The organism is Microbaculum marinisediminis, assembly GCF_025397915.1.
Taxonomy (GTDB): domain Bacteria; phylum Pseudomonadota; class Alphaproteobacteria; order Rhizobiales; family Tepidamorphaceae; genus Microbaculum; species Microbaculum marinisediminis.
In genome coordinates this window covers 161,193-183,901 of record NZ_JALIDZ010000012.1, presented here as the reverse complement: position 1 = coordinate 183,901, position 22,709 = coordinate 161,193, and the positions used below count along the sequence as shown (strand labels likewise).

General features: G+C 64.1%; 34 protein-coding genes. 32 read left to right on the top strand and 2 right to left on the bottom strand.

Features of this window, described 5'->3' with window-relative positions; translation table 11 throughout:
• The 30 genes from MUB46_RS21880 to MUB46_RS21735 form a co-directional block, all read left to right on the top strand.
• The coding region (locus tag MUB46_RS21880; protein WP_425256301.1) for an EF-Tu C-terminal domain-related protein at positions 1–99 on the top strand (99 nt) is incomplete at its 5' end.
• 69 nt (positions 100–168) lie between these two features.
• Positions 169–477: a 30S ribosomal protein S10 gene (rpsJ, locus tag MUB46_RS21875; protein WP_261618100.1), complete on the top strand. Its 309-nt coding sequence runs from the start codon at positions 169–171 to the stop codon at positions 475–477.
• A gap of 22 nt (positions 478–499) precedes the next feature.
• Positions 500–1,246: a 50S ribosomal protein L3 gene (gene rplC / locus MUB46_RS21870; RefSeq protein WP_261618099.1), complete on the top strand. Its 747-nt coding sequence runs from the start codon at positions 500–502 to the stop codon at positions 1,244–1,246.
• A 5-nt stretch (positions 1,247–1,251) separates the two neighbouring features.
• The gene (rplD, locus tag MUB46_RS21865) at positions 1,252–1,872 is read left to right on the top strand and encodes a 50S ribosomal protein L4 (protein ID WP_261618098.1); all 621 of its coding nucleotides are present in this window, start codon (positions 1,252–1,254) and stop codon (positions 1,870–1,872) included.
• Positions 1,869–2,162 (top strand): 50S ribosomal protein L23, encoded by a 294-nt coding sequence (locus tag MUB46_RS21860; protein WP_261618097.1) that lies wholly within the window; start codon positions 1,869–1,871, stop codon positions 2,160–2,162. Before rplD ends, MUB46_RS21860 begins: the two co-directional genes overlap by 4 nt.
• A gap of 27 nt (positions 2,163–2,189) precedes the next feature.
• Positions 2,190–3,023 carry a 50S ribosomal protein L2 gene (rplB, locus tag MUB46_RS21855; RefSeq protein ID WP_261618096.1) on the top strand — a complete coding sequence of 278 codons (834 nt, stop codon included), beginning with the start codon at positions 2,190–2,192 and terminating at the stop codon, positions 3,021–3,023.
• 9 nt (positions 3,024–3,032) lie between these two features.
• On the top strand, positions 3,033–3,311 hold the full coding sequence (rpsS, locus tag MUB46_RS21850) for a 30S ribosomal protein S19 (protein WP_261618095.1): 279 nt from the start codon (positions 3,033–3,035) through the stop codon (positions 3,309–3,311).
• A 3-nt stretch (positions 3,312–3,314) separates the two neighbouring features.
• Positions 3,315–3,695 (top strand): 50S ribosomal protein L22, encoded by a 381-nt coding sequence (gene rplV, locus MUB46_RS21845; protein WP_261618094.1) that lies wholly within the window; start codon positions 3,315–3,317, stop codon positions 3,693–3,695.
• Positions 3,695–4,417: a 30S ribosomal protein S3 gene (rpsC, locus tag MUB46_RS21840; protein WP_261618093.1), complete on the top strand. Its 723-nt coding sequence runs from the start codon at positions 3,695–3,697 to the stop codon at positions 4,415–4,417. Before rplV ends, rpsC begins: the two co-directional genes overlap by 1 nt.
• Positions 4,418–4,445: 28 nt before the next feature.
• Positions 4,446–4,859 carry a 50S ribosomal protein L16 gene (rplP, locus tag MUB46_RS21835; protein ID WP_261618092.1) on the top strand — a complete coding sequence of 138 codons (414 nt, stop codon included), beginning with the start codon at positions 4,446–4,448 and terminating at the stop codon, positions 4,857–4,859.
• 14 nt (positions 4,860–4,873) lie between these two features.
• The gene (gene rpmC / locus MUB46_RS21830; RefSeq protein WP_261618091.1) at positions 4,874–5,074 is read left to right on the top strand and encodes a 50S ribosomal protein L29; all 201 of its coding nucleotides are present in this window, start codon (positions 4,874–4,876) and stop codon (positions 5,072–5,074) included.
• An 11-nt stretch (positions 5,075–5,085) separates the two neighbouring features.
• Entirely contained in the window at positions 5,086–5,316 is a 231-nt protein-coding gene (gene rpsQ / locus MUB46_RS21825; RefSeq protein WP_261618090.1) for a 30S ribosomal protein S17, read from the top strand.
• A gap of 80 nt (positions 5,317–5,396) precedes the next feature.
• A complete protein-coding gene (rplN, locus tag MUB46_RS21820; RefSeq protein ID WP_261618089.1) occupies positions 5,397–5,765 on the top strand; it encodes a 50S ribosomal protein L14 in 369 nt (122 codons plus the stop codon).
• Between the two features lie 5 nt (positions 5,766–5,770).
• Complete coding sequence (rplX, locus tag MUB46_RS21815) at positions 5,771–6,085, top strand: 50S ribosomal protein L24 (RefSeq protein ID WP_261618105.1); 315 nt, start codon at positions 5,771–5,773, stop codon at positions 6,083–6,085.
• Positions 6,078–6,635: a 50S ribosomal protein L5 gene (gene rplE, locus MUB46_RS21810; protein WP_261618088.1), complete on the top strand. Its 558-nt coding sequence runs from the start codon at positions 6,078–6,080 to the stop codon at positions 6,633–6,635. Before rplX ends, rplE begins: the two co-directional genes overlap by 8 nt.
• A gap of 36 nt (positions 6,636–6,671) precedes the next feature.
• Positions 6,672–6,977 carry a 30S ribosomal protein S14 gene (gene rpsN, locus MUB46_RS21805; RefSeq protein ID WP_261618087.1) on the top strand — a complete coding sequence of 102 codons (306 nt, stop codon included), beginning with the start codon at positions 6,672–6,674 and terminating at the stop codon, positions 6,975–6,977.
• An 11-nt stretch (positions 6,978–6,988) separates the two neighbouring features.
• Positions 6,989–7,387: a 30S ribosomal protein S8 gene (gene rpsH / locus MUB46_RS21800; RefSeq protein ID WP_261618086.1), complete on the top strand. Its 399-nt coding sequence runs from the start codon at positions 6,989–6,991 to the stop codon at positions 7,385–7,387.
• A gap of 34 nt (positions 7,388–7,421) precedes the next feature.
• Positions 7,422–7,955, top strand: coding sequence for a 50S ribosomal protein L6 (gene rplF, locus MUB46_RS21795; protein WP_261618085.1), 534 nt, complete (start codon positions 7,422–7,424; stop codon positions 7,953–7,955).
• A gap of 11 nt (positions 7,956–7,966) precedes the next feature.
• Positions 7,967–8,329 (top strand): 50S ribosomal protein L18, encoded by a 363-nt coding sequence (gene rplR / locus MUB46_RS21790; protein WP_261618084.1) that lies wholly within the window; start codon positions 7,967–7,969, stop codon positions 8,327–8,329.
• Positions 8,330–8,366: 37 nt separating this feature from the next.
• Positions 8,367–8,921 (top strand): 30S ribosomal protein S5, encoded by a 555-nt coding sequence (gene rpsE, locus MUB46_RS21785; RefSeq protein ID WP_261618083.1) that lies wholly within the window; start codon positions 8,367–8,369, stop codon positions 8,919–8,921.
• 23 nt (positions 8,922–8,944) lie between these two features.
• On the top strand, positions 8,945–9,142 hold the full coding sequence (rpmD, locus tag MUB46_RS21780) for a 50S ribosomal protein L30 (protein WP_261618082.1): 198 nt from the start codon (positions 8,945–8,947) through the stop codon (positions 9,140–9,142).
• A 19-nt stretch (positions 9,143–9,161) separates the two neighbouring features.
• The gene (gene rplO, locus MUB46_RS21775; protein ID WP_261618081.1) at positions 9,162–9,734 is read left to right on the top strand and encodes a 50S ribosomal protein L15; all 573 of its coding nucleotides are present in this window, start codon (positions 9,162–9,164) and stop codon (positions 9,732–9,734) included.
• 58 nt (positions 9,735–9,792) lie between these two features.
• Positions 9,793–11,130 (top strand): preprotein translocase subunit SecY, encoded by a 1,338-nt coding sequence (secY, locus tag MUB46_RS21770; protein WP_261618080.1) that lies wholly within the window; start codon positions 9,793–9,795, stop codon positions 11,128–11,130.
• Positions 11,127–11,702: an adenylate kinase gene (locus MUB46_RS21765; RefSeq protein ID WP_261618079.1), complete on the top strand. Its 576-nt coding sequence runs from the start codon at positions 11,127–11,129 to the stop codon at positions 11,700–11,702. The genes secY and MUB46_RS21765 overlap by 4 nt, the downstream gene beginning before the upstream one ends.
• Positions 11,703–11,905: 203 nt before the next feature.
• Positions 11,906–12,274, top strand: coding sequence for a 30S ribosomal protein S13 (rpsM, locus tag MUB46_RS21760; protein ID WP_261618078.1), 369 nt, complete (start codon positions 11,906–11,908; stop codon positions 12,272–12,274).
• Positions 12,275–12,315: 41 nt separating this feature from the next.
• Positions 12,316–12,705 carry a 30S ribosomal protein S11 gene (gene rpsK, locus MUB46_RS21755; protein ID WP_261618077.1) on the top strand — a complete coding sequence of 130 codons (390 nt, stop codon included), beginning with the start codon at positions 12,316–12,318 and terminating at the stop codon, positions 12,703–12,705.
• 48 nt (positions 12,706–12,753) lie between these two features.
• Positions 12,754–13,824: a DNA-directed RNA polymerase subunit alpha gene (locus MUB46_RS21750; protein WP_261618076.1), complete on the top strand. Its 1,071-nt coding sequence runs from the start codon at positions 12,754–12,756 to the stop codon at positions 13,822–13,824.
• A gap of 41 nt (positions 13,825–13,865) precedes the next feature.
• Complete coding sequence (gene rplQ / locus MUB46_RS21745; protein ID WP_261618075.1) at positions 13,866–14,294, top strand: 50S ribosomal protein L17; 429 nt, start codon at positions 13,866–13,868, stop codon at positions 14,292–14,294.
• A 117-nt stretch (positions 14,295–14,411) separates the two neighbouring features.
• A complete protein-coding gene (gene recQ / locus MUB46_RS21740; protein ID WP_261618074.1) occupies positions 14,412–16,214 on the top strand; it encodes a DNA helicase RecQ in 1,803 nt (600 codons plus the stop codon).
• A gap of 93 nt (positions 16,215–16,307) precedes the next feature.
• The gene (locus MUB46_RS21735; protein ID WP_261618073.1) at positions 16,308–17,708 is read left to right on the top strand and encodes a DegQ family serine endoprotease; all 1,401 of its coding nucleotides are present in this window, start codon (positions 16,308–16,310) and stop codon (positions 17,706–17,708) included.
• Between the two features lie 54 nt (positions 17,709–17,762).
• On the opposite strand, the gene MUB46_RS21730 is transcribed toward MUB46_RS21735, so the two are convergent.
• Positions 17,763–18,998: an OmpP1/FadL family transporter gene (locus tag MUB46_RS21730; RefSeq protein ID WP_261618072.1), complete on the bottom strand. Its 1,236-nt coding sequence runs from the start codon at positions 18,996–18,998 to the stop codon at positions 17,763–17,765.
• A 357-nt stretch (positions 18,999–19,355) separates the two neighbouring features.
• Between MUB46_RS21730 and MUB46_RS21725 the strand changes: the two genes are divergently transcribed.
• Both MUB46_RS21725 and MUB46_RS21720 read left to right on the top strand, forming a co-directional pair.
• Positions 19,356–20,675 (top strand): replication-associated recombination protein A, encoded by a 1,320-nt coding sequence (locus MUB46_RS21725; protein ID WP_261618071.1) that lies wholly within the window; start codon positions 19,356–19,358, stop codon positions 20,673–20,675.
• A gap of 133 nt (positions 20,676–20,808) precedes the next feature.
• A complete protein-coding gene (locus tag MUB46_RS21720; protein WP_261618070.1) occupies positions 20,809–21,345 on the top strand; it encodes a flavodoxin domain-containing protein in 537 nt (178 codons plus the stop codon).
• A 14-nt stretch (positions 21,346–21,359) separates the two neighbouring features.
• Here MUB46_RS21720 and MUB46_RS21715 read toward each other — a convergent pair whose 3' ends face one another.
• The gene (locus MUB46_RS21715; protein WP_261618069.1) at positions 21,360–22,568 is read right to left on the bottom strand and encodes a GNAT family N-acetyltransferase; all 1,209 of its coding nucleotides are present in this window, start codon (positions 22,566–22,568) and stop codon (positions 21,360–21,362) included.
• Positions 22,569–22,709: the final 141 nt, after the last annotated feature.

Below are 22,709 nucleotides of genomic sequence, written 5' to 3'. Positions count from 1 at the left end.
CTGATCGTGCCGATCGCCATGGAGGACGGTCTGCGCTTCGCCATTCGCGAGGGCGGCCGCACCGTCGGCGCCGGCGTCGTATCCAAGATCATCGAGTAATGTAGTCGGACGGCGCGTCCGGCAAGGACGCGCCGACCGGTTTCGAGACAGTCACCCAGGACAGTCATAATGAACGGGCAAAACATCCGCATCCGGCTCAAGGCGTTCGATCATCGGGTTCTCGATGCATCGACGCGAGAGATCGTGAACACCGCCAAGCGGACGGGCGCGCGCGTGCGCGGTCCGATCCCGCTGCCGACGCGGATCGAGAAATTCACCGTCAACCGCTCGCCGCACATCGATAAGAAGAGCCGCGAGCAGTTCGAAATGCGGACCCACAAGCGGCTGCTCGATATCGTCGAGCCGACCCCGCAGACGGTCGATGCCCTGATGAAGCTCGATCTTGCCGCCGGCGTCGACGTCGAGATCAAGCTGTAAGGACGAGGAAAGCGACACGGTCATGCGCTCAGGACTGATCGCTCAGAAGGTCGGGATGACCCGTATCTTCACGGACGCCGGAGAACAGATTCCGGTTACCGTGTTGAAGGTCGACGGCTGCCACGTGGTGGCCCACCGGACCAACGAGAAGAACGGCTACACCGCGCTGCAGCTCGGTGCGGGCTTTGCCAAGGCGAAGAACACGGTAAAGGCGATGCGCGGACATTTCGCGGTCGCCAAGGTGGAGCCTCGCCGCAAGCTCGCGGAGTTCCGCGTAAGCCCGGAGAACCTCATCGAGGTCGGCGCCGAGCTGACGGCCGAGCATTTCGTGCCCGGCCAGCGGGTCGATGTGACCGGGACGTCCATCGGTAAGGGATTTGCCGGTGCGATGAAGCGGCACAATTTCGGTGGTCTGCGCGCCTCTCACGGCGTGTCGATCAGCCACCGCTCGCATGGTTCGACCGGCAACAGCCAGGACCCCGGCAAGGTGTTCAAGGGCAAGAAGATGGCCGGCCACATGGGTGACACGCGGGTCACCACGCAGAACCTCGAGGTGGTGAACACCGACGCGGAGCGTGGGCTCATCATGGTTCGCGGCGCGGTTCCGGGTGCGAAGGGCGGCTGGGTGCTGATGCGCGACGCCGTCAAGATCGCGGCTCCGGAAGGGATCCCGGTCCCCGGTGCGGTCCGCAATGCTGGCGGGCAGGCTCCGGCTGCGGAAGTTGCAACCGATGCCGCTCCCGAAGCTGACAGCGGCGCGGAGGCCTGAGTAAAATGAAAATCGACGTAATCGCGCTCGACGGCAAGAAATCGGGATCGGTCGATCTCTCCGATGAGATTTTCGGACTGGAGCCGCGCGCCGACCTTCTGCAGCGCATGGTGCGTTGGCAGCTTGCCGCACGGCAGGCCGGCACGCACAAGAGCAAGCGCCGCAGCGAGGTCAGCGGGACCACTGCGAAGATGTTCAAGCAGAAGGGCACCGGTCGTGCCCGGCACGGTGCGCGCACCGCGCCGCAGTTCCGCGGCGGCGGCAAGGCGTTCGGACCGGTCGTCCGCAGCCATGCGCACGATCTGCCGAAGAAGGTGCGGATGCTGGCGCTGAAGCACGCGCTGTCGTCCAAGGCGAAGTCGGATGCGCTCATCGTGGTCGACAGCGCCGCTGCCGACAGCGCGAAGACAAAGGCGCTTGCGGAGAAGTTCGCGAAGCTCGGCCTAACCTCGGCGCTCGTCGTCGACGGCAAGGAGCTTGAGAACAACTTCCGGCTGGCCTCGCGCAACCTGGCGTCCGTCGATGTGCTGCCGGTGCAGGGCATCAACGTCTACGACATCCTGCGCCGCGACAAGCTGGTGCTGACCAAGGCCGCCGTAGAGGCGCTGGAGGAACGGTTCAAATGACCAATCTCAAGCACTACGACATCCTGGTCGCGCCGGTGATCACCGAGAAGTCGACGTTGGCTTCGGAGCAGAACCAGGTCGTGTTCAAGGTGGCCCCGACGGCCACCAAGCCGGAGATCAAGGCGGCCGTCGAGGCGCTGTTCTCGGTCAAGGTGAAGAACGTGAATACGCTCGTGCGGAAGGGCAAGGTTAAGCGCTTCCGCGGCATCAAGGGCAAACAGAATGACGTCAAGAAGGCGATTGTGACCCTCGAAGAGGGCCACGCCATCGACGTCACGACGGGCCTTTGAGGCGCGTAAGGCGAGGGTAATAGAACAATGGCACTCAAGACCTTCAATCCGACGACGCCGGGCCAGCGCCAGCTGGTGATCGTCGACCGCGCCAATCTGTGGAAGGGCGGCCCGGTCAAGAAGCTGACCGAAGGCCTGACCAAGTCGGGCGGACGCAACAACGCGGGCCGTATCACGGCGCGCCGGCGCGGCGGCGGACACAAGCGGCTCTACCGCGTTGTCGACTTCAAGCGTACGAAATTCGATGTTCGCGGCACAGTCGAGCGGCTCGAATACGATCCGAACCGGTCTGCGTTCATCGCGCTGATCAAGTACGAGGACGGCGAGCTGGCCTACATCCTGGCGCCGCAGCGGCTGGGTGTCGGTGACACGGTCATCGCTTCCAAGCAGGCGGACGTGAAGCCGGGCAACGCGATGCCGCTGTCGGCCGTTCCGATCGGGACGATCGTGCACAACGTCGAGATGAAGCCCGGCAAGGGTGGTCAGATTGCGCGTTCCGCCGGCACTTATGTGCAGCTTGTTGGCCGCGACTCAGGGTATGCAATCCTGCGGCTGAATTCCGGCGAGCAGCGCCTGGTGCACGGTGCGTGCATGGCTACTGTCGGGGCCGTGTCCAACTCGGACCACTCCAACATCAACGACGGCAAGGCTGGCCGGTCGCGCTGGCGGGGCAAGCGTCCTGCGGTTCGCGGCGTCGCCATGAACCCTGTCGACCATCCGCACGGCGGCGGTGAAGGCCGTACGTCTGGCGGTCGCCACCCGGTCACCCCGTGGGGCAAGCCGACGAAGGGTAAGAAGACCCGTCGTAACAAGGCGACGCAGAAATTCATTCTGCGCTCGCGTCACTTGAAGAAGAAGTAGGGCTAACCGATGACCCGTTCAGTCCGGAAGGGGCCGTTTGTAGACGGCTATCTCCTCAAGAAGGCGGATGCCTCGCGGCAGTCTGGCCGTAACGAGGTGATCAAGATCTGGAGCCGTCGCTCGACGATCCTGCCGCAGTTCGTCGGCCTCACCTTTGGTGTCTACAACGGCCAGAAGCACATCCCGGTGCAGGTCAGCGAAGACATGGTGGGCCATAAGTTCGGCGAGTTCTCGCCGAGCCGTACGTATTACGGCCACACGGCCGACAAAAAGGCGAAGAGGAAGTAAGCGATGGGCAAGGCCGCTCGCGAACGCACTCTGCCCGAGAACGAGGCGAAAGCGGTGATGCGCAATGTGCGTATCAGCCCGCAGAAGCTCAATCTCGTGGCCGCCGCGATCCGCGGCAAGAAGGTGGCGTCGGCGCTCGCCGATCTGACCTTCTCGAAGAAGCGGATCGCCAAGGACGTCAAGAAGACGCTGGAGTCGGCTATCGCCAATGCCGAGAACAACCATGACCTCGACGTCGACGACCTGGTCGTCGCCGAGGCCTATGTCGGCAAGGCGCTGGTGATGAAGCGGTGGACGCCGCGTGCACGCGGTCGCGTCGGCCGCATCCACAAGCCGTTCTCGCATCTGACCATCGTCGTGAGACAAGTCGAGGAGTCCGCCTGATGGGCCAGAAAGTAAATCCGATCGGCCTGCGGCTGGGCATCAACCGCACGTGGGACTCGCGCTGGTTCGCGAACCCGCGTGACTACGGTTCGCTGCTCCACGAGGACATCAAGATCCGCGAGATGCTGAAGAAGGATCTGAAGCAGGCCGCGGTCGCCAAGATCGTCATCGAGCGTCCGCACAAGAAGTGTCGCGTGACCATCCATACCGCTCGGCCGGGCATCGTCATCGGCAAGAAGGGCGCGGATATCGAGAAGCTGCGCAAGAAGATCGGCGCGATGACGGACTCCGAGGTGCACCTCAACATCGTCGAGGTGCGCAAGCCGGAAGTCGACGCGATGCTGGTCGCTGACTCGATTGCCCAGCAGCTGGAGCGGCGTGTGTCGTTCCGCCGGGCGATGAAGCGTGCGGTGCAGTCTGCGATGCGCCTTGGCGCCGACGGTATCCGCATCAACTGCGGCGGCCGCCTCGGTGGCGCCGAGATCGCGCGGATGGAGTGGTACCGGGAAGGCCGTGTGCCGCTTCACACCCTGCGCGCGGACATCGACTACGGCGAGGCCACGGCAATCACGGCTTACGGCACATGCGGCGTCAAGGTCTGGATCTTCAAGGGCGAGATCCTCGAGCACGACCCGATGGCGTCGGAGCGTCGCGCGACCGAGGCTGCCGAGAGTGGTGGCGGCGGACGTCCGAGCCGTCGCGAGGGCCGTCGGTCTGAGTAAGGCCCACAGGAACTGAACGAGAAGAGCCATGCTTCAACCCAAGCGCACAAAATTCCGTAAGCAGCACAAAGGCCGCATTCGCGGTGTTGCGAGCACGGGAAACCAGCTCAACTTCGGATCCTTCGGCATCAAGGCCATGGAGCCGGAGCGGATCACGGCGCGCCAGATCGAGGCCGCGCGTCGCGCCATCACGCGTCACATGAAGCGTGCCGGTCGCGTGTGGATCCGCATCTTCCCGGACGTGCCGGTTTCGAAGAAGCCGACCGAAGTCCGCATGGGTAAGGGCAAGGGCACGCCGGAATACTGGGCGGCGAAGGTCAAGCCCGGGCGGATCATGTTCGAGATCGACGGCGTTCCGGCCGATGTCGCCCGCGAGGCACTGCGGCTCGGCGCTGCCAAACTGCCGATCAAGACGCGCTTCATCGCGCGCATCGGCGAGTGAACGGAGTAGGTGAAATGAAGGCGAGCGAGGTCTGGTCGAAGACCGAAGACGAGCTCAAGGGCGAACTGGCTAACCTGAAGAAGGAGCAGTTCAACCTGCGCTTCCAGCAGGCCACCGGTCAGCTAGAGAACACGTCGCGGGTGCGCCAGGTGCGCAGGGACATCGCGCGGATCAACACCGTGCTCGCCGGCAAGGCCCGCGCGGCCAAGGCTTGAGGTTAGGTGAAATGCCGAAGCGAATTCTGCACGGGACCGTCGTCAGCGACAAGAACGACAAGACCATCGTCGTCCAGGTGGAGCGCCGTTACGCGCATCCGCTGCTAAAGAAGACGGTTCGCACGAGCAAGAAGTATCACGCTCATGATGCCGACAATAAGTTCAAGGTCGGTGACATTGTGCGGATCCAGGAATGCGCCCCGATCTCGCGCAACAAGCGCTGGATAGCGTTGGCGGAATAGAGACGAACTTTAACGGTAAGGCATCGCGCGCCCGATAATTTCAAGCAGGGGCCCGCGAAGAGAAGGACAAGAGGCCGGCCATGATCCAGATGCAGACAAGTCTCGATGTCGCCGACAATTCGGGCGCGCGCCGGGTGCAGTGCATCAAGGTGCTGGGCGGTTCCAAGCGCAAGTACGCTCACGTCGGCGACATCATAGTGGTGTCGGTGAAGGAGGCTATTCCGCGCGGACGTGTGAAGAAGGGCGACGTCATGAAGGCCGTCGTCGTGCGCACCGCGAAGGATATCCGCCGCCCCGACGGCAGCGTGATCCGCTTTGACCGCAACGCCGCGGTTCTGGTGAACAACCAGAAAGAACCCGTCGGAACCCGTATTTTCGGCCCGGTGCCTCGCGAGTTGCGTGCGAAGAACCATATGAAGATCGTTTCGCTCGCGCCGGAGGTGTTGTGATGTCGATGGCGAAGATCAAGAAGGGCGACCGTGTCGTAGTGCTGAGCGGCCGCGACAAGGGCAAGTCCGGTGACGTCTTGAAGATGGAGCCGGCCAAGAGCCGCGCGATCGTTCAGGGCGTGAACATGGTGCAGCGCCACCAGAAGCAGACGGCGTCCGAAGAGGGCGGTATCAAGGCGAAGGAAGCGCCGATCAATCTGTCGAATCTGGCGCTGATCGACCCCAAGGACGGCAAACCGACCCGGGTTGGATTCAAGATTCTGAAAGATGGCCGCAAGGTGCGTTTCGCCAAGCGGTCCGGAGAAGTGATCGATGGCTGAAGCAGCATACGAGCCGAGGCTCAAGACGCACTATCGCGACGTCGTTCGTGGTCAGCTCATGGACGAGTTTAGCTACTCGAACCAGATGAAACTGCCGCGCCTCGAGAAGATCGTGCTCAACATGGGCGTCGGCGAGGCGGTTGGCGACCAGAAGCGCGCCCAAGCGGCAGCGAACGACCTGACCCTGATCGCCGGCCAGAAGGCGCTGGTTACGCATGCGCGTACCTCGATCGCCAGCTTCAAGGTGCGCGAGGGCATGGCTCTCGGCGCCAAGGTCACGCTGCGCAAGGGGCGCATGTACGAATTTCTCGACCGTTTCGTGAACATCGCGCTGCCGCGGGTTCGCGACTTCCGCGGGCTGAACCCGAAGAGCTTCGACGGTCGGGGCAACTACGCAATGGGTCTCAAGGAGCACATCGTGTTCCCGGAGATCGATTACGACAAGGTCGACCACGTAATGGGCATGGATATCGTTGTGTGCACCACGGCGCAGACCGACGATGAGGCCCGGGCCTTGCTCAAGGCCTTCAACTTCCCGTTCCGCGCGTGATCGCGGCAACGGGAGACCTCAGGAGGTTTTTTTAATATGGCGAAGAAAAGTGCGATCGAGAAGAACCGGAACCGCGCACGCCTGGTGAAGAAATATGCCGGCAAACGCGAGCGGCTGAGGGCGATCGCCGAAGACGAGTCGCTGTCGATGGAAGAGCGTTTCCAGGCGCGTCTGAAGCTTGCCGCGCTGCCGCGCAACTCGGCGCCGTCGCGCATCCGCAACCGCTGCGAAGTGTCGGGCCGGCCGCGCGGGGTGTACCGCAAGCTGAAGCTCTCGCGCATCGCGCTGCGTGAACTCGGGTCTCGGGGCATGATCCCGGGCATGGTCAAGTCGAGCTGGTGAGGTAACGAGCAATGGCCATGAGTGATCCGCTGGGCGATATGCTCACCCGCATCCGCAACGCGCAGATGCGGCGCAAGAACAAGGTGAATACGCCGGCGTCTTCGTTGCGCCGCCGCGTGCTCGACGTACTGCAGGCCGAAGGCTACATCCGGGGATATTCCGAAGTGGAATTCAACGGTGGCAAGGCTGAGTTCGAGATCGAACTCAAATATTTCGACGGCGAGCCGGTGATCCGCAAGATCGAGCGGGTCTCCAAGCCGGGCCGCCGGGTGTATGCCTCGGTGAAGAACCTGCCGACGGTCTCCAACGGCCTCGGCGTGTCGATCGTGTCGACTCCCAAGGGTGTCATGCCGGACTGGCAGGCGCGCGAAGAGAATGTCGGCGGCGAGGTACTGTGCCGCGTCTTCTGACGACGGCCAAAGGGAACGATCGGAGACGATTTCGATGTCGCGTATCGGAAAAAGGCCGGTAGCCGTACCTAGCGGCGTAACGGCGACGATCGCCGGACAGAGCGTTTCGGCCAAGGGGCCGAAAGGTGAACTGTCGGTGGTCCTCAATGACGAGGTGTCCGTCGAGATGACCGACGACGGGATCAAGGTCGGTCCGCGCGACGACTCCAAGGACGCGCGGGCGAAGTGGGGCCTGTCGCGGACACTCGTCTCGAACATCATCGTCGGTGTCAGCGACGGCTTCAAGCGGGAGCTGGAGATCCAGGGCGTCGGTTACCGCGCCCAGGTTCAGGGCAACAAGCTGCAGCTTGCGCTGGGCTTCAGCCATGACGTGCATTACCCGATCCCCGAGGGGATCAGCATCGAATGCCCGAAGCCGACCGAGATCGTCGTCAGTGGCATCGACAAGCAGCGGGTCGGCCAGGTGGCCGCCGAGATCCGCCGCTTCCGCCCGCCGGAGCCCTACAAGGGCAAGGGCGTCAGGTACAAGGACGAATATGTCTTCCGCAAGGAAGGCAAGAAGAAGTAGCGAGATCGGCGATGAGCAAGGGTTTGACAGGCCGCGAGAAGCGGACAATGCGGGTTCGGCGGGCACTCCGCCGGGCGGCCAATGGCCGGCCGCGGCTGAGCGTGCACCGCTCCTCGAAGAACATCTACGCGCAGGTCATCGACGATGCCGCCGGCCGCACTCTGGCCTCGGCGTCGACGCTGGAGAAGGATCTGCGCGGTGCCCTGAAGACCGGCGCCGACCGGGCTGCGGCCGAAGCGGTCGGCAAGCTCGTGGCCGAGCGCGCGGTCGAGGCTGGCATCAAACAGGTGGTGTTCGATCGTGGCGGCTATCTGTATCACGGGCGGGTAAAGGCACTCGCCGACGCAGCGCGCGAGGTCGGCCTCGAATTCTGAGGCCGGCGAGAAACGCGACAGAAAGAGGAATAGAGACGTGGCAGGCCGGGTAAGAGAAGATCGCGAGCGCGACAGCGAATTCGTGGACAAGCTCGTCCACATCAATCGTGTCGCCAAGGTCGTCAAGGGCGGCCGCCGGTTCGGGTTCGCCGCGCTGGTGGTTGTCGGCGACCAGAAGGGCAGGGTCGGTTTCGGCCACGGCAAGGCGCGCGAGGTGCCGGAGGCGATCCGCAAGGCGACTGACGCCGCGAAGCGGTCGATGGTGCGCGTGCCGCTGCGCGAGGGGCGTACGCTTCATCACGACGTCGCCGGACGCTGGGGCGCCGGTCGCGTGGTTCTGCGTGCCGCGCCTCCCGGTACCGGTATCATCGCCGGTGGCCCGATGCGCGCGGTGTTCGAGACGCTCGGTGTGCAGGACGTCGTCGCCAAGTCGCTTGGGTCGTCGAACCCGTACAACATGGTTCGCGCGACGTTCCAGGCGCTGAAGGCCGAGGACAGCCCGCGTTCGGTTGCGGCTCGTCGCGGTCTCAAGGTGTCTGCCCTTCAGTCGCGGCGTCGTGACGCCGTCGGCGACGCTGCGGCGGAAGCCTGAGACAGCGCCCAGGAGACAGTCTTATGGCCAAGAAAAGCGGAAAGACGATTACGGTCGAGCAGATCGGCTCGCCGATTCGCCGTCCGGGTGACCAGCGCGCGACGCTGATCGGGCTCGGGCTCAACAAGATGCACAAGAGGCGTACGCTGGAAGATACCCCGGCGGTGCGTGGCATGATCACCAAGGTCCAGCATCTGGTCCGGGTGGTCGAGGAAAATTGAACGACAGAGAGCGGATAAAATGAAGCTCAACGAGATCGCAGACCGTCCCGGCGCCAAGCATGCCCGCAAACGCGTGGGACGCGGCATCGGTTCCGGCCTCGGCAAGACCGCGGGACGCGGTCACAAGGGCCAGAAATCGCGGTCCGGCGTCGCCATCAAAGGCTTCGAGGGCGGCCAGATGCCGCTGCATCGGCGCTTGCCGAAGCGCGGGTTCAACAATATCTCAGCGAAGTCGTTCGCCGTCGTTAACCTGGATCGTATCCAGACGGCGATCGATGCTGGCAAGCTCGACGCCAAGCAGGCGGTGACCAGCGAGATCCTCGTCGCGGCGGGGATCGCACGGCGCACCAAGGATGGCGTGCGGCTGCTGGGCGGCGGCGAGCTAACGGCCAAGGTGTCGTTCCAGGTGCAGGGCGCCTCGAAGAATGCGGTCGCTGCGGTCGAGAAGGCCGGCGGCAGCATCGAGATCGCCGCACTGGCGCCGAAGGCGGCGGCCGAGCCACCGAAGTCGAAGAAGGCCGCGGAGCGGGCTTCCAAGGCGAAGACGCCGGCGGCCAAGACGTCCGCGGCCAGCGAAGACAAGCAAGGCTGAGGCAACGCCAACGGTGCCCGGCCGATATTGACCCGGGCAACCTGCGGCGGAGGGGAAAATGGCGTCAGCAGCTGAACAACTCGCAGCCAATCTGAATTTCGGCGCGCTTGCGAAAGCGACCGAACTGAAGCAGCGCATCTGGTTCACCCTTGGTGCGCTGCTGGTGTATCGGCTCGGCACCTATATCCCGCTTCCGGGGATCAACCCGCAGGCGGTCGCTGATATGTTTCAGCAGCAGTCTTCGGGCATTCTGGGCATGTTCAACATGTTCGCCGGCGGTGCCGTCGAACGGATGGCGATCTTCGCCCTCAATATCATGCCGTACATCTCGGCCTCGATTATCGTGCAGCTCCTGACCGCGGTCTCGCCGCATCTGGAGCAGCTCAAGAAAGAGGGTGAGCAGGGCCGGAAGACGCTGAATCAGTACACGCGCTACGGCACGGTGTTCCTCGCCGCGGTCCAGGCCTACGGTATCGCGGTCGGCCTCGAAGGGGCCGGCACTGTCGTCAATGATCCGGGGATGTTCTTCCGGTTCACGACGGTCATCACGCTGACCGGCGGTACGGTGTTCCTGATGTGGCTGGGCGAACAGATCACCCAGCGCGGCGTCGGCAACGGCATTTCGCTGATCATTTTCGCCGGTATCGTGGCCGGTCTGCCATCGGCGATCGCCGGCATGCTCGAACTGGGCCGCCAGGGCGCCATGTCGACGGGCATCATCCTGGCCATCTTCGTGATGGCGGTTGCCGTGATCGCCTTCATCGTGTTCGTGGAGCGCGCTCAGCGCCGGCTTCTGATCCAGTATCCCAAGCGCCAGGTCGGCAACCGGATGTTCCAGGGCGATTCCTCGCACCTGCCGCTGAAGCTGAACACCGCCGGTGTCATTCCGCCGATCTTCGCGTCGTCGCTGCTGTTGCTGCCGATCACGGTAGCGAACTTCTCGAGCGGCGAGGGGCCGGCGTGGCTGACCACGGTGACCGCGCTGCTCGGTCACGGCCAGCCGCTGTACATGCTGTTCTACGCGGTCGGGATCATCTTTTTCGCCTTCTTCTATACGGCGGTCGTTTTCAATCCGGCCGATACAGCCGACAACCTGAAAAAGCATGGTGGCTTCATTCCGGGTATCCGCCCGGGCGAGCGCACGGCCCAGTACATCGACTATGTGTTGACCCGGATCACGGTCATCGGTGCGATCTACCTCACGCTGGTCTGCCTGTTGCCCGAATTCCTGGTAACGGCCTGGAATGTGCCCTTCTATTTCGGCGGTACGTCACTGCTGATCGTGGTGTCGGTAACGATGGACACGGTTTCGCAGGTCCAGGGGCATCTGCTGGCGCATCAGTACGAGGGCCTCGTCAAGAAATCTCGCTTGCGAGGGGGGCGTCGCAACCGATGAGACTGATACTTCTCGGCCCGCCAGGCGCCGGCAAGGGAACTCAAGCTGTGCGCATCTCCGAGCGCTTCGGGATTCCGCAGCTCTCGACGGGGGACATGTTGCGCGCCGCCGTCGCCGCGGAGACGGCGCTCGGGTTGGCCGCAAAGGATGTGATCGCTCGCGGCGATCTCGTGCCGGACGATGTGGTCGTGCAGATCATTTCCGACCGGATCGACGAGCCGGATTGCAAGAACGGCTTCATTCTCGACGGTTTTCCGCGGACCGTCGCCCAGGCCGACGCGCTGGATGAGCTGCTGGCGCAGAAGAACATGAAGCTCGATGCCGTTGTCCAGTTGTCGGTCGACGATTCGGTCCTGATCGATCGCATCGAAAAGCGGGCCAAGGAAACCGTCGGTGGACCGCGGGCGGACGACAATGCGGATGCGCTGAAGAAGCGGCTCGATGTCTATCACGAGCGGACCGCGCCTCTGATTGCCCATTACGGGGCGAAGAACATGCTTCGATCGGTGGACGGCATGGCCGATGTCGACCGCGTATCGGAGGATATCATTTCTGTTCTGGAAGCTGCGTGAGCAGATCCGGAATTGTTAGGCAGAGGTTGACGAAACACATAGCGATACGATATCCAGCGGCGACTATCCGCAAGGAATAGAGCCGAGGGGTGTCATCCGGTCTGAAGCTGGGCCGGGGCGCCCGTATCTGCGTTGTGTTAAAGTCAGACCTTAAGTGATCGAGAAACCGGCCGGCTGGGCCGGACGGAATTGGAGCGAAGATCGTGGCTCGAATTGCAGGCGTCAACATTCCGACCAACAAACGCGTTGAAATCGCGTTGCGGTATATTCATGGCATTGGACCCGCCAAGGCCAAGGAAATCTGCGAGAAGGTCAGTATTCCGCCTGAGCGGCGGGTCAACGAACTCTCGGACGCGGAAGTCCTGCAGATTCGCGAAGCGATCGACCGTGACTATCTCGTCGAAGGCGATCTGCGCCGCGACGTGGCGATGAACATCAAGCGGCTGATGGACCTGGGTTGCTATCGCGGCCTGCGGCACCGGCGCGGTCTGCCGGTACGCGGTCAGCGTACGCACACCAACGCGCGGACCCGGAAGGGCCCGGCCAAGGCGATCGCGGGCAAGAAGAAGTAATCGGCTTCCAGCCGCGACGCTTATAAGAAGGACAGTATACGATGGCCAGAGACACCACGCGCGTTCGTCGCCGTGAGCGCAAGAACATCACCTCCGGCGTGGCTCATGTAAGCGCGTCGTTTAACAATACGATGATCACCATCACCGACGCCCAGGGCAACGCCATTTCGTGGTCGTCGGCCGGGACGATGGGGTTCAAGGGATCGCGGAAGTCGACGCCCTTCGCTGCGCAGATGGCGGCGGAAGACGCGGCCAAGAAGGCTGCCGAGCACGGCATGCGTACGCTTGAAGTCGAAGTTCGCGGTCCGGGGTCGGGCCGTGAATCCGCGCTTCGCGCGCTTCAGGCCGCAGGCTTCACGATTACCGCTATTCGTGACGTTACGCCGATCCCGCATAACGGCTGCCGCCCGCGCAAGCGCCGCCGGGTCTGACGATTTTCGCCGGCGACGGGACCGTCCCGTTCGCCGGATACGCTGCGGATGGAATGGCGGTTTCGTTCGCGCGGATTGAGAGCAATCCAACGAGGTTCGACCGTGATTGAGAAGAACTGGCAAGAGCTGATCAAGCCGAACAAGCTCGAAGTGCTTCCGGGTTCCGACCCGAAGCGCCTGGCTGTCATCGTGGCCGAGCCGCTCGAGCGCGGTTTCGGTACGACCCTCGGCAACGCACTCAGGCGGGTGCTGCTGTCGTCGCTCCAGGGCGCGGCCGTGACGTCGGTCCAGATTGACGGCGTGCTGCATGAGTTCTCGTCGATCCCCGGCGTGCGCGAGGATGTGACCGACGTCGTCCTGAACATCAAGGACGTGTCGGTGGGCATGCAGGGCGAAGGCCCCAAGCGCATGGTGCTGAAGAAGCAGGGACCCGGGCAGGTGACCGCCGGCGACATCCAGACGGTCGGCGATATCGAGGTGCTCAACCCGGATCTCGTCCTGTGCACGCTCGACGAAGGCGCGGAAATCCGCATCGAGTTCACGGTCAATACCGGCAAGGGCTATGTTGCCGCCGACCGCAACCGTCCGGAAGACGCACCGATCGGGCTTATCCCGGTCGACAGCCTCTACAGCCCGGTTCGCCGCGTCTCCTACCGTGTCGAGAACACCCGTGAAGGGCAGATCCTCGACTACGACAAGCTGACGATGGAGATCGAGACGGACGGCTCGGTGAAGCCGGAAGACGCGCTTGCCTATGCGGCGCGCATCCTGCAGGACCAGCTCAACGTCTTCATCACCTTCGAGGAGCCGAAGGCCGAGGTCGTCGAGGAGATGGTTCCGGAGCTCGCCTTCAATCCGGCGCTGCTCAAGAAGGTCGACGAGCTGGAGCTTTCGGTCCGCTCGGCCAACTGCCTGAAGAACGACAACATCGTCTATATCGGCGACCTGATCCAGAAGTCGGAGGCGGAGATGCTCCGGACCCCGAACTTCGGCCGCAAGTCGCTGAACGAGATCAAAGAAGTGCTGGCCCAGATGGGGCTGCACCTGGGCATGGAAGTGGCGAATTGGCCGCCGGAGAATATCGAAGAGCTGGCCAAGCGCTACGAGGATCATTACTGAGACGCGGGTAACGCGTCTGCGACGAATTCGAGGAGAGTGCCATGCGTCACGGCAAGACCGGCCGCAAGTTGAATCGTACGGCGAGCCACCGCAAGGCGATGTTCGCCAACATGGCCGCGTCGCTGATCCGCCATGAGCAGATCGTCACGACGTTGCCGAAGGCAAAGGAACTGAAGCCGATCATCGACAAGCTGGTCACGCTCGGCAAGCGCGGTGACCTGCACGCGCGCCGCCAGGCGGTCAGCCAGATCGGTGACAAGGAGGCGGTCTCCAAGCTCTTCGACACGCTGGCGGAGCGCTACAAGGATCGCGCCGGCGGCTACAGCCGGGTGCTGAAGGCCGGGTTCCGGCACGGCGACGCCGCGCCGGTTGCGGTGATCGAGCTGGTGGATCGCGACGAGAGCGCCAAGGGCGCCGAGGATCGTGCCCGGCACGAGGCGGAAGTCGCCGAGGAAGGCGAGGTGGCGTAAGACGCCTCGCAGCCGCGACAGAGTTTCAAGGGGCCTTCGGGCCCCTTTTTCGTTCCTACGGTTCGTGGGGACATAACCGCGGTCGGCGAATCGGCGGGCGCGCCCTATAGGAACAGGATGGTTTCGCCCGATCATCCCGACAAATACCGCGTTCTGGAGGATGCCTTCGGTTTCTCGACCTTCCGGTCGAGGCAGGAGGAGATCGTCGATGCGGTCCTGAGCGGCCGCAACGTGCTTGCGGTGATGCCGACCGGCGCCGGCAAGTCGCTGTGCTTTCAGCTTCCCGCGCTGGTGAAGGGCGGGTTGAGCATCGTCGTATCGCCGCTGATCGCGCTGATGGACGATCAGGTCGCCGCCCTGAAGCTTTCCGGCCAGAAAGCCGAGGCAATCCATTCCGGCAAGTCGCGCGAAGAGAATGTCGAGATCTGGCGGCGCGTGACGCGCGGCGAGGTGAGTCTGCTCTACATGTCGCCGGAGCGGTTGATGACGCCGCGCATGCAGGCGGCACTGACGAAGTTTTCGCTCGGACTGATCGCGGTCGACGAGGCCCATTGCATTTCCCAGTGGGGGCACAGTTTTCGGGCCGAATATCTCATGCTGGGGGCGCTGCGCGAGGCGTTTCCGGGTGTGCCCATCATTGCCCTGACGGCGACCGCAGACCGGTCGACGCGAGACGACATTTCCGAAAAGCTCTTCGGCGGTGACGTTTCGGTGTTCGTGTCCGGCTTCGACCGCCCCAATATTTCCATCACGGTCGCCGACAAGACGCGGGCCGGGGCCGAAATCGAGCGGTTCGTCAAATCACGGGGCGGACAGAGCGGCATCGTCTATCGGATATCGCGCAAGAAGGTCGAGGATACCGCCGCGGCGCTGTCGGCGGCCGGAATTCGGGCGCTTGCCTATCATGCCGGGATGCCGCCTGCGGACCGCGCGGCGAACCAGGAAGCCTTCCTCGCCGAGCCCGGGATCGTCATGGTGGCGACCGTCGCGTTCGGCATGGGGATCGACAAGTCGGACGTGCGTTTCGTCGTGCACGGCGACGTCCCCTCGAGTCTCGAAGCGTACTATCAGGAGATCGGCCGGGCGGGGCGCGACGGCGAGCCGGCCGACGCCTACATGCTGTACGGGCTCGAGGACGTGCGCACGCGCCGGCGGTTCATCGACGAGGCCGACTGCGAGCCGGAACGCCGGCGCGTCGACGCGTTGCGGCTCGATGCCCTGATCGGATTCTGCGAGGCGACCAGCTGCCGCCGGGTGGCGCTGCTTGCCTATTTCGGCGAGAGCTCGCAGGCCTGCGGCAACTGCGACATCTGCCTCGATCCGCCGGCGCTCGCCGACGGGCGTGATGTGGCGCGGCTGGCCATCGATCTCGTGCGGACGACCGGCGAGCGCTACGGCGCCGCCTACATCGTATCGCTGCTCACCGGCGAGACGAACGACATGGTGCTGTCGCGCGGGCACGATTCGCTGCCGCTGTTCGCCGCCGGTTCCAGCCGCAAGAAGGCCGAGTGGCGCTCGATCCTGCGGCAGCTCGTCGCCGCCCGCGCGCTGCACGCGGAAACCGGCGCCTTCGGATCCCTGATGCTCGGCGAGAAGGCGGAAGCCGTGTTGAGCGGTAATCAGGAATTTTTGATCCGGTTGCCGAGCCCCGGCAAGTCGCGCCGGAGCAAACGCGGCAGCGCGCCGGAACGGCGACTGAACGGACCGGAAACGGAGCTTCTGGTTCGCCTGAAGGCGCTAAGGCGTGAAATCGCTGCCGAACAGGGCGTTCCCGCCTATGTCGTCTTTCCCGACCGTACATTGGAAGAGATGGTCGTCACGCATCCCCGCTCGCTCGACGACATGGCGCGGGTGCGCGGCGTCGGGGCCGCCAAGCTCGAGGCGTTCGGCCGCACCTTCCTCGATGCGCTGAACGGATAGTCATGGCGGTTGACCGGATGTGCCAACCGGTCATGCTGCCGCCGTTCTTTTCGCCTAACCGCCACCTATATTGGCTTCATGAACGAGCACCCGATGATCCGAACCCTCTTTGTTGCTGCCGTCGCCGCGCTTTTCGGTGCCCTCCCGGCCTCCGCCCAGACGAAGGTGGTTCCCGATAGCGAGGCGGCCATCACCTATTCCTATGCGCCGATCGTCAAGCAGGCGGCGCCGGCGGTGGTCAACGTCTATTCGAGCCGCGTGGTTCGTCAATCGAACATGCCGCCCTTCTTCAACGATCCGTTCTTCCGGCGGTTCTTCGGCGGGCCTGACGCGTTCGGTCAGCGCGAGCGGGTCCAGAAATCGCTCGGCTCCGGCGTGATCGTCGATCCGTCCGGTTTCGTGGTGACGAACGCGCACGTGATCGACGGCGCCGACGAGGTCAAGGTGGCGCTGTCGGACCGCAGGGAATTCGAGGCGGAGGTCGTGCTCAAGGACGAGCGGACCGATCTGGCGGTTCTGAAGATCGAGGGCGACAAGCCGTTTCCCGCGCTCGCGTTCGCCGATTCCGATGCGCTGGAGGTCGGCGATATCGTGCTGGCGATCGGCGATCCGTTCGGCGTCGGCCAGACCGTGACGAGCGGCATCGTCTCGGCGCTGGCGCGCACCCAGGTCGGCGTGTCCGACTACGGCTTCTTCATCCAGACCGATGCTCCCATCAATCCCGGCAATTCGGGCGGCGCGCTGCTCGACATGCAGGGCCGGGTGGTCGGCATCAACACGGCCATCTATTCGCGCTCCGGCGGATCGCACGGCATCGGATTCGCCATCCCGGCCAATATGGTGCGGCTCGTCGTTGCCGGCGCGCAGAGCGGCGGCGGTCTTAAGCGGCCGTGGTTCGGCGCCAGCGTGCAGGAGGTGACGCCGGATATCGCCGACAGCCTCGGCATGGACCGCCCCGTCGGGGTTCTGGTCGCCAACCTGCATCCGGAAGGCCCCGCGGCGGAAGCCGGGCTGAAAACCGGCGACGTGATCGTCGCCGTCCAGGGCAACGAGGTTCTCGACCCGAATGCGTTCCGCTACCGCATCGCGACGCGTGGCGTCGATACGGAGACGACCCTTGATGTGATCAGTCGTGGCGAGACGCGGACGATCAAGGTGGCGCTGATCGCGCCGCCCGAGGAGCCGGCGCGCGACGCACGCGATCTCGACGGGCCGTCGCCGCTGACCGGGATCCGCGTCGCCAACCTGTCTCCGGCGGTTGCGGACGAATTGTCGCTCGACAGCGAGGCGACCGGCGTCGTCGTGGTGTCGATCCAGCGCGGGTCGCCGGCCCAGCGGGTCGGTTTCCGGGTCGGCGACACGATCCACGAGATCAACGGCGAAACCATCGAAACCAGCGAACAGCTCGACGGTTATGTCAAGGAGCGCCGTCGCGCCTGGAAGGTCACGATCGTGCGCGACGGACGCATGGTCACCTCGGTATTCGGCGGATAGGGGAGCGCGGCGGGCCGGCGGGCCTGGCGGGCGGGGCCGGCCTGCGCCCGGATATCAGAACGTCCGCTTCCAGCCGACCGAGGCACTGAACTGGTGCATCTCGATCTCGATCGACGAGCCCGGGGTCACGCCGAACGGGGTGACTTCAGGGCCGGTGACCGAGTTCGAGAAGGCGTAGAGAAGGCCGAAGTCGATCGAATCGCGCTCGGTGATCCTGATGTTGCCGCCGCCGGTCAGGTGGTGCTCGACGAGGCCCGGCGCGATTACGTTCAGCGTGACGTCGTCGGAGCCGATCGGATTGGTGGCGAAGGCGTAGCCGCCGCGCCAGGTGAAACGCTCGTTCTGGCGCCATTCGACGCCCACCTTGAAGACGTCGACGTCATCCCAGCCGAAGCCCGGTCCGTCGCTGGAACCGAGGGGGGCGGGAAAGAACGGATTCCCGATCGCGTCGACGTCCGTGTAGAAGATGCGCTGATAGTCGAACATCAGCGTCAGGTCGTCGACGACATCGACGGCGATCCCCGCGGAAACTGACGGCGGGATGTCGAATTCGCCCTGATTGGCGAACAGGCCCGCGTAGCTGTCGAATTTCTGCATCCACATCTTGGTCTGGCCGGACAGGCCAATGCGGACATTTTCGGTCACATCGACGAGAACGCCGGCACGCAGGCCGCCGCCCAACGACATTTCATGGCCGTTGTTGGTGAGGGCGAGAGGATTGGACGAGAAGGGGGCAAAGACCCCGAGACCCGTGGCCTCGAAGGACTGGACGGCGAGTGTCGGCGCGATGCCGATAGCCACATTGCCGAAGTCGTAGGCGTAGGTCGCCGAGATGAAGACCTGCATCAAGTCGACCCCGGCCTTGCCGCCGCAGAAGACGCCCGGAGAAAAGCCGCCGCAGCCGGGCGCAAGGTTCAGGACGTCGCCATAATCGGTGTTCTGGCCGCCATTGCCATAGATGGAAAAGTTGATCGCCGAGTTCTCGTCGATCGGGTGGTTGTAGGCCAGGTTGGGGATGAAGAAGAGGTTCCGGTCGCTGCGGACGTCGCCGGGGGCGACGAGTATGGTTCCGCTCGCCTCGTAACCGCGGAACGGCGCGAAGAACTCGATCCCGACCTGGAATTCACGTCCGATGTCTGCCGCCGTGGCCGGGTTGATCGCCGCCGACATCGCGTCCGTGGCCTGTGCGACACCGGCCCCGCCGGTGCTGCGTTGGGCGACGCCGTAGCCGAGCGCGAATTGGCCTTCGGTTGCTTCCGCCTGGGGAATAACCGCAACTGCCGATGCCATCGCGAAGACTGGCGCTATCCGAATGAGCCTTGAAATGGACGTCACGTGATTCCCCCATACCGGCCGGATTTTTTGGTGATTGGTGCGGGAGCCGGGACGAACACGGACCGGCCACGACCGTATTCGTATTCACGAAAATGAATGTAAATAATGGATTCATTATCGCGCAAGCGCGAATTGAAGATCGCACCAAAAAAGCCCAACTGCGTGTGTCGCGGGTCACACGTCGGGCAACGGTGGCTTCGCAGGAGCGAGGCTCGCAGTCGGCTTGCCTGGATCGAATGCGTGCCACATTTAGAACGGCATGATAGGTAAGCCCTTGGTTTTCCGAGATTTCATGAGCAGCCCGGGATTGCGATGAGTACTCTGTTCGAAGCCGCCGGCATGGAGCGCGACCTGCCTCGTCCGCTCGCTGATCGCCTGCGCCCGAAGACCTTGTCGGATGTCGTCGGCCAGGATCATCTGGTCGGATCCGAGGGGGCGCTGACCCGGATGCTGAGGTCTGGCGGCCTCGGCTCGCTGATTCTCTGGGGACCGCCGGGCACGGGCAAGACGACCGTTGCACGGCTGCTGGCGGGCGAGACAAATCTGGCCTTCGAACAGCTTTCGGCGATCTTCTCCGGTGTCCAGGACCTCAAGAAGGTGTTCGAGGCGGCGCGCCAGCGCCGGACGATGGGGCAGGGCACGTTGCTCTTCGTCGACGAGATCCATCGGTTCAACCGGGCCCAGCAGGACAGCTTCCTGCCGGTGATGGAGGACGGCACGGTGGTGCTGATCGGGGCGACGACCGAAAACCCGTCCTTCGAGCTCAACGCCGCGCTTCTGTCGCGCGCCCAGGTTCTGGTGTTCCGTCGGCTCGACGCCGCCGGGATCGGAGAGCTGCTGGCGCGGGCCGAGGAAATCGAGGGCAGACGGCTGCCAGTGACGCCTGAAGCGCGCGAGGCGCTGATCGGCATGGCCGACGGCGACGGACGGGCGTCGCTGACGCTGGCCGAAGACCTCTACCGGGCGTCATCGCAGGACGACATGTTCGATATCGCCGGCCTGACGGAGGTCGTGCAGCGCCGCGCGCCGATCTACGACAAGGGCCAGGACGGCCACTACAATCTCATTTCCGCCCTGCACAAGTCGGTACGCGGGTCCGACCCGGACGCGGCGCTGTATTATCTCGCGCGCATGTTCGCCGCCGGTGAGGACCCCCTCTTTATCGCGCGACGCGTGGTCCGGATGAGCGTCGAGGATATCGGGCTTGCCGATCCGCAGGCGCTCGTGCAGGCCAATGCCGCAAAGGACGCCTACGACTTTCTCGGCAGTCCGGAAGGCGAACTGGCGATCGCGCAGGCCGTGATCTACATGGCGACCGCGCCGAAATCGAATGCCGCGTACAAGGCGTTCGGCGCTGCCCGTCGCGCCGCGCGGGAATATGGGTCACTGACACCGCCCAAGCATATCCTCAACGCGCCGACCAAGCTGATGAGGTCGGAAGGTTACGGGGACGGGTACGAATACGACCACGACTCGGCCGATGCGTTCTCGGGGCAGGACTATTTCCCGGAGGAAATGGAACGTCAGGCGTTCTACGATCCGCCCGAGCGCGGCTTCGAGCGGGAAATCCGCAAGCGTCTCGACTACTGGGCGAAACGCCGGCGCACGCGGGAGGCGGGCGACGAGGAATAGCGCCCGTCGCCTTCGCCTTGGCTCGCGGGGCCGCGAACCTGAAGGTTGAGTGCGCGCGGGCCGCTCGCAAAACCGTCGAATTCCGGTGTTTACTTGCCCGGACGTCCATTCCTCGAAGACCCGGGCCACACGCATGCGAGTCCTCATTTTCTACGGAACGACTGAAGGCCAGACACGCAAGATCGCCCATTTCGTCGCGGACCGCGTCGAAGACGCCGGGCACATGGCAGTTGTCGTCGATGCGGCTGATGTGGCATCCGACTTCGAGATCCCGCCGGTCGACGCGGTGATCGTCGCCGCCTCGGTCCATGTCGGGCATTACCAGTCGGCCGTTCAGCACGTCATCAAGGCGAATCGCGACCGGCTGGCCGCGCTGCCGACGCTGTTTCTGTCGATCTCGCTGGCGGCGGCCGGTGATGAAAGCGACCTGAGCGATGTCGCGCGCTGCACGGACCGGTTTCTGCGCGCGACCGGATGGGCACCGGCGCGTGTCGAGCATGTCGCCGGTGCGTTCAAGTACACGGAATATGATTTCTTCAAGCGGTGGGCGATGAAATACATCGCCCTGCGGCACGGACAGCCGACCGACACCAGCCGCGACTACGAGCTGACCGACTGGCCCGGACTCGAAAAAACGATCGAGGAGTTTCTCGTAGGTATCGGCGGCTAGTGCCGAAACAGGCGCTAGGCGCTGTCGCCGCGGCGCAGGTTCAGCAGCGCCTTTCGGGTTTCGACGACGGCGGACCACAGCCTGTCGTTCTGCTTGATGCCGCGCTTGGTGCGCTGCCACAGCCGGAAGGCGCCGGACGTGGCCGCGCCGGCACTGGTCAACGCGACGGCCGAATCGACGAGTTCGATCGGTACTTCGCACCAGTTGTCCTTGTAGCCCTCGTCACCGATCGTGAAGTCGAACAGCGCGAGCTCCTTGTCGAAGCTCCACTGCATCAGCCGGTACATGAGCTGTCGGCCCGGCGAGTACCTGGCGAAGGTGTCGAGATCGTAGCTGTGCAGGACGTAATAGTAGGTGTCGGCGAAGACGAGGCCGAAATTCGCCGCCGCGATGCGGTCGCCGCAATAGAGCGCGGAGAGCTGGACGACGCTATCGGGATCCACGCTGCCGTGCGCGAGCTGGCGATAGAAATCGGCCACGCCGGGCGGCGCGAACATGTCGTCGACGCCGATGCGCGCGAGCCCTTCGCGCTTCTGCGCGAATATCGCGTCGAGGATCGCGTCGGCGGTCGCGCGGTCCTCGGCGATGACGAACGATAGCTCACCGTGTTCGGAAAGCTGGCGTTCCTTGGATCGGTCGGTCCGGCGCCATCCCTTTCCGCGCTTCGATTCGTAGTAGGTGTTCCAGTCCGGTTCCAGCCGCGTCGCATGGGCGCCGTTGGCGTTGGGGTAGGTGCGAAGCTGCAGGAACGGATTCGCCGTGCCGCGCAGGTCGGTGGGCATCTTGGCGAAATGCAGGACATCGGCGCCGCCGATCGCCTCGACGAAGCCGGTCATGAAGGCGTCGAAGGCCGATCTGTCCCCGGCGAGGTGGCGCAGATAGGCCTCGTCGAACAGGCCGCCATGATAGTCCGCCTGGTCGCCGCCCAGCCACTCGACGGTGCGGCTGGCGAGCTTTCGCCGTGTGCCGAGCGGCAGCAGATACAGGAGGCGGCCGTCTTCGCCCGTTCCGGTCACGAAGACCGGCTCGATATTCTCTTTGGGCGCGACGTGCCGGCACCAGGCGGACAGGACCTCGTAGGTCTGGAAGACGTGGCAGACGGCGGTGGTCTCGAACTGGCGCCAGGCGGCCTCGAGCGACTCGATATCCCGGGTCGTCGCGACCTGAACTCGGGCAAAAGCGGTCGTACCGCTCGAAAAATCCCGCGTGGGCGCGTAGTTCATGGAAGCAGCCTTTCTCGACCGGTTTCATCGACGACCCGACGCGCTGCGTTCGCACGGCCCAATCGGCTGTCACCCCCAAGGGGAAACTACCGGTGTGACTGTGCGTCCGCGAGCAACGGCTGATCGGAGGGTAAACATAGC

What these genes read in the sequence shown, in the direction of transcription:
- rpmC (WP_261618091.1), top strand. Translation starts at nt 4,874, where the DNA reads ATGAAGGCGAGCGAGGTCTGGTCGAAGACCGAAGACGAGCTCAAGGGC.
- rplD (WP_261618098.1), top strand. Translation starts at nt 1,252, where the DNA reads ATGAAAATCGACGTAATCGCGCTCGACGGCAAGAAATCGGGATCGGTC.
- rpsS (WP_261618095.1), top strand. Translation starts at nt 3,033, where the DNA reads ATGACCCGTTCAGTCCGGAAGGGGCCGTTTGTAGACGGCTATCTCCTC.
- secY (WP_261618080.1), top strand. Translation starts at nt 9,793, where the DNA reads ATGGCGTCAGCAGCTGAACAACTCGCAGCCAATCTGAATTTCGGCGCG.
- rpsN (WP_261618087.1), top strand. Translation starts at nt 6,672, where the DNA reads ATGGCGAAGAAAAGTGCGATCGAGAAGAACCGGAACCGCGCACGCCTG.
- rplR (WP_261618084.1), top strand. Translation starts at nt 7,967, where the DNA reads ATGAGCAAGGGTTTGACAGGCCGCGAGAAGCGGACAATGCGGGTTCGG.
- rpsC (WP_261618093.1), top strand. Translation starts at nt 3,695, where the DNA reads ATGGGCCAGAAAGTAAATCCGATCGGCCTGCGGCTGGGCATCAACCGC.
- recQ (WP_261618074.1), top strand. Translation starts at nt 14,412, where the DNA reads ATGGTTTCGCCCGATCATCCCGACAAATACCGCGTTCTGGAGGATGCC.
- rpsH (WP_261618086.1), top strand. Translation starts at nt 6,989, where the DNA reads ATGGCCATGAGTGATCCGCTGGGCGATATGCTCACCCGCATCCGCAAC.
- rpsK (WP_261618077.1), top strand. Translation starts at nt 12,316, where the DNA reads ATGGCCAGAGACACCACGCGCGTTCGTCGCCGTGAGCGCAAGAACATC.
- rplE (WP_261618088.1), top strand. Translation starts at nt 6,078, where the DNA reads ATGGCTGAAGCAGCATACGAGCCGAGGCTCAAGACGCACTATCGCGAC.
- rplQ (WP_261618075.1), top strand. Translation starts at nt 13,866, where the DNA reads ATGCGTCACGGCAAGACCGGCCGCAAGTTGAATCGTACGGCGAGCCAC.
- MUB46_RS21860 (WP_261618097.1), top strand. Translation starts at nt 1,869, where the DNA reads ATGACCAATCTCAAGCACTACGACATCCTGGTCGCGCCGGTGATCACC.
- MUB46_RS21735 (WP_261618073.1), top strand. Translation starts at nt 16,308, where the DNA reads ATGATCCGAACCCTCTTTGTTGCTGCCGTCGCCGCGCTTTTCGGTGCC.
- rpsJ (WP_261618100.1), top strand. Translation starts at nt 169, where the DNA reads ATGAACGGGCAAAACATCCGCATCCGGCTCAAGGCGTTCGATCATCGG.
- MUB46_RS21725 (WP_261618071.1), top strand. Translation starts at nt 19,356, where the DNA reads ATGAGTACTCTGTTCGAAGCCGCCGGCATGGAGCGCGACCTGCCTCGT.
- rpmD (WP_261618082.1), top strand. Translation starts at nt 8,945, where the DNA reads ATGGCCAAGAAAAGCGGAAAGACGATTACGGTCGAGCAGATCGGCTCG.
- rplP (WP_261618092.1), top strand. Translation starts at nt 4,446, where the DNA reads ATGCTTCAACCCAAGCGCACAAAATTCCGTAAGCAGCACAAAGGCCGC.
- MUB46_RS21750 (WP_261618076.1), top strand. Translation starts at nt 12,754, where the DNA reads ATGGAATGGCGGTTTCGTTCGCGCGGATTGAGAGCAATCCAACGAGGT.
- rplO (WP_261618081.1), top strand. Translation starts at nt 9,162, where the DNA reads ATGAAGCTCAACGAGATCGCAGACCGTCCCGGCGCCAAGCATGCCCGC.
- rplB (WP_261618096.1), top strand. Translation starts at nt 2,190, where the DNA reads ATGGCACTCAAGACCTTCAATCCGACGACGCCGGGCCAGCGCCAGCTG.
- MUB46_RS21720 (WP_261618070.1), top strand. Translation starts at nt 20,809, where the DNA reads ATGCGAGTCCTCATTTTCTACGGAACGACTGAAGGCCAGACACGCAAG.
- rplN (WP_261618089.1), top strand. Translation starts at nt 5,397, where the DNA reads ATGATCCAGATGCAGACAAGTCTCGATGTCGCCGACAATTCGGGCGCG.
- rplX (WP_261618105.1), top strand. Translation starts at nt 5,771, where the DNA reads ATGGCGAAGATCAAGAAGGGCGACCGTGTCGTAGTGCTGAGCGGCCGC.
- MUB46_RS21765 (WP_261618079.1), top strand. Translation starts at nt 11,127, where the DNA reads ATGAGACTGATACTTCTCGGCCCGCCAGGCGCCGGCAAGGGAACTCAA.
- rplF (WP_261618085.1), top strand. Translation starts at nt 7,422, where the DNA reads ATGTCGCGTATCGGAAAAAGGCCGGTAGCCGTACCTAGCGGCGTAACG.
- rplC (WP_261618099.1), top strand. Translation starts at nt 500, where the DNA reads ATGCGCTCAGGACTGATCGCTCAGAAGGTCGGGATGACCCGTATCTTC.
- MUB46_RS21730 (WP_261618072.1), bottom strand. Translation starts at nt 18,998, where the DNA reads ATGGCATCGGCAGTTGCGGTTATTCCCCAGGCGGAAGCAACCGAAGGC.
- rpsQ (WP_261618090.1), top strand. Translation starts at nt 5,086, where the DNA reads ATGCCGAAGCGAATTCTGCACGGGACCGTCGTCAGCGACAAGAACGAC.
- MUB46_RS21715 (WP_261618069.1), bottom strand. Translation starts at nt 22,568, where the DNA reads ATGAACTACGCGCCCACGCGGGATTTTTCGAGCGGTACGACCGCTTTT.
- rplV (WP_261618094.1), top strand. Translation starts at nt 3,315, where the DNA reads ATGGGCAAGGCCGCTCGCGAACGCACTCTGCCCGAGAACGAGGCGAAA.